Origin of the sequence: Lentilactobacillus sp. TOM.63 (assembly GCF_030361045.1) — a bacterium.
GTDB lineage: Bacteria > Bacillota > Bacilli > Lactobacillales > Lactobacillaceae > Lentilactobacillus > Lentilactobacillus dabitei.
Window position 1 is genome coordinate 1 of record NZ_JAUCAP010000138.1, and the last position, 3159, is coordinate 3159.

Consider the following 3159-nt stretch of genomic DNA (forward strand, 5'->3'; position numbering starts at 1 on the left):
TCGACTGGCAAACACCGTATCAGGTTATGCTGACAAATTTGTCCAAAAATTCGGATTAAATTTGCAATCTACCATAAAAGTTTATGCTTTTCTGGCAATAAGTCAACCTTTTTTCGTAAAACAACTAGAAAAGCCAGGACAAAGTTAGAAATTGTCCTGGTTACGTGGGGATGATAGTTATTTGGATTGCATGATTAACGTTTTGTTCGTAGAAATGTAGCTGCCGTCATTGAGTTGGTAGCGGGTTAAATTGCCTTGGTTAACCAGTTTAATAACTTTGAGCACCTTATTTCGCTTGACGTGGCTCTTGGTTGGTCGTTTAGTCAGTTTGACGTCTTGGTATTTGTGAATGCCCTTGGTGCTGATAACCTTTACTCGTTTACTTTTCGGCACGCTTTGGTAGTGGGCGTTGGCAACGTAATCTTTGTGAGCCGTGACGTAACCACCTGCTACTTTGTAACGCTTGGCGCCATTGTTGGCGTACGCAACGCCGAGAACTTTGAATGTTCTGGCTTTGTGACGAGCTACTTTCCTGTAAGTCTTGAGTGGGGAAGTCAGCTCGGTATTTTTGTGCACTCGAATGGTCTGCTTGTTATAAATTGTGTGGGGATGCTTGGCAACTTTGTCGACTGACTCGGATTGGTGGGGGAAGTCGAGGTCGGGTGCCGGATTAATATTGATCGTGTTGCCGGAATTATTATTGTTGGTCTCTGGTTGTTTTTCCCTTTCCGGTTGTGGATCTGGGGTGGTCGTTGGTGGCGTGGTGGGATTGGTGATGTTGACCACGGCGGCGGTGGAGTAGTTGCCGGTTTGAGTTGATTGGGAATTTCCACTTATACTTGATTTGGGATTGAATTGTACCCCGATTGCAAATTTATTGAGATGATCCCCTGCCTGAGGGATGTTTGTAAACTGTTGATTCTCTTCATCATTTTTAACAGTCTGGTTAAAGTGCTCGCCTGCATTGAGTGAGAATAATATTGCATTAGTTGGTTTTAATTGTTCAACGCCGTTTGCTTTAAGTGATGGTTGGATCGCCTGAGTAATGGTTTGCCACTTCAATGGATCCTGACGGCGTACATTCGTTCGGAAAGCAGTTTCTGCAGGGGTCGTTAGCGGCCCGCTGCTTTTCTCGATTAAATTTTGAAGGCTAAATGCTTTGGAGTTAATCATAATATTGTGGGTTGAGTTAGAGCCCCCTAGCGTAATTTTAGCTAAATTATTAAAGGCGAATGCGTTGTCCTCAATAGTTTGTACTTTTGGCAAATTGAGGGCTGTGAGGTAGTTGCCAAAGAAAGACTCACTTTTAATGGAAATTACTTGTGGTAGATTTACGGAAGTGATTTGATTATGGTGAAATGCTTGTACTCCGATTGTGGTTACTTCTGGCAAGTCAATATTAGAAATTTGGTTATGGTAGAAAGCCCATCTTCCAATTGTTAGGATATTTTCTGGCTCAGCAAAAGTTATCGCTGATATTCCCTGAGAAGCCGCATCCTTGTTCCGCTTTTCTGCTTTGTTTCTTCGAGAATGGTCTGTTTGGGTTGAGTTTACAAGATAATTTAAACGATCGTAGTCAAATACGCCGTCAGGTTCGCCATTATATCCAATTCCCTTAACAATCGTTCCGTTTATCTTAGCTGGAATCATCAAGTGTCCACCAGCCAACAATTTACGAGCTTTTTCAACATTCGTAAAATTGGTGATTAGTCCAGTTTCCGTATCTATGTCAACGTCCTTATCGGCAATAGTGACCTCTTCACCTTGAGTCGAATTAATCCGCGAAATTCTCGAACCATCATCATTACCACCATTACTCGCCATCACCGCACCACCAGCACCCATGAATAACAGTGCTGTCAGTGCGCTTATACAATAAAATTTAGCTGATTTCATGTCATCTTCCTCCATATGAATTTCCCTAACGACTTGTTTTCGCAATTATCGTAACAAGGGAGACTGTAAGCGCTCAACTTTCCCGCTTATATTCACAGAGGTTTCGGTTTTTGTTCATAATTGGGAAGGATTTCCTACGATCTGATCATCCTTATACACGAAAAAAGTAGGCTGCCAAAATCGGCAACCTGCCTCTTTATACAATGGCGTTATCAGAATGGTTCCGATAGGCCAATGGCGTTTTATGATAATACAATTTGAACTGCTTAATGAAATATGATGAGCTGGTATACCCCAGCTTTTCACTGATTAGGTCGATGGATAAAACTGTTTCGATTAACATCCGTTCAGCTTTTTCAAGTCGAATTTGTCGATGAATTTGTTGGGGTGTTTGGCCGTATGCCTGCTTGATGGAATTGATAATGTATGGCTTGGAATACATAAATTGACGTGAAATCTCATCCAACGAGAAGGGCTGATCGTAATGAGATTCTATAAAACCATAGACTTGAGTTGCCAAGTTATCTTGAGGACTGACTGACGACTGGACGTAAATAGTTGATATGATATTTAAAAACAACTGCTGTTCAGATAATTGATCAAGTTGGGGCGTTGTGAATTGCTTTTCTCTTAACTTGTGATTGACATCGATATCTGACAAATTATTCATATTCTGGATTAGGTAGCGCGTATCCTTTTCTGAAAGGCGCTTGTAAACGGGCAAGTAGAGGTTGAACTCATCCTTAGAATAATATTTACGGCGATTAGCCTTTTTTCTGATCTCAATTTTTAGGTTGTCGGACCCGTTCGGTTGGATTATCCGTGGCAAAATGCAGCCAAGAAATTCGAGTATCTTCTTCACAAGGACGAAAGCCGTAATGCAACCGATTTGGGGCTAAAATAATAGACTCATTTTTGCCAAGTGAATAACGATCACCATCGTCTTGAATATATAAACGGCCCTCTGTGACCACAATCAGATCAAAGACATTCTTGAGGATGCGGCGTTCGTGAACATTCCCAGCTCGAAATAGTGTTTTGCCCGCCACGACAAAATATGGAAATGGTGGACACTTAAACTGTAAAAACATAATATCACCCTTTAATATTTTATTAGCCTAACGAGGCGGTTAACCGCAGAACTGACATGGACCAAAAAATGATGAATGTTACTAGTCAGTCAATTAGCCTGAATTATTCATAGTTCATTAAAAGCCCGTCAGTTTTCGTGTTTTTTCGAAAACTGACGGGTATGTTTTTATC

3 protein-coding genes are annotated in these 3159 nt (G+C 41.2%); all 3 read right to left on the reverse strand.

Going from position 1 to position 3159, the window contains the following annotated elements; all coding sequences use genetic code 11:
• Positions 1-177: 177 nt before the first annotated feature.
• Positions 178-1896 carry a DUF5776 domain-containing protein gene (locus QUF07_RS13560; protein ID WP_289427960.1) on the reverse strand — a complete coding sequence of 573 codons (1719 nt, stop codon included), beginning with the start codon at positions 1894-1896 and terminating at the stop codon, positions 178-180.
• 196 nt (positions 1897-2092) lie between these two features.
• Positions 2093-2620, reverse strand: a complete 528-nt coding sequence (locus QUF07_RS13565; protein ID WP_217163723.1) for a helix-turn-helix domain-containing protein — start codon at positions 2618-2620, stop codon at positions 2093-2095.
• Positions 2621-2678: 58 nt separating this feature from the next.
• On the reverse strand, positions 2679-2987 hold the full coding sequence (locus tag QUF07_RS13570) for a hypothetical protein (RefSeq protein WP_217163721.1): 309 nt from the start codon (positions 2985-2987) through the stop codon (positions 2679-2681).
• Positions 2988-3159 lie beyond the last annotated feature (172 nt).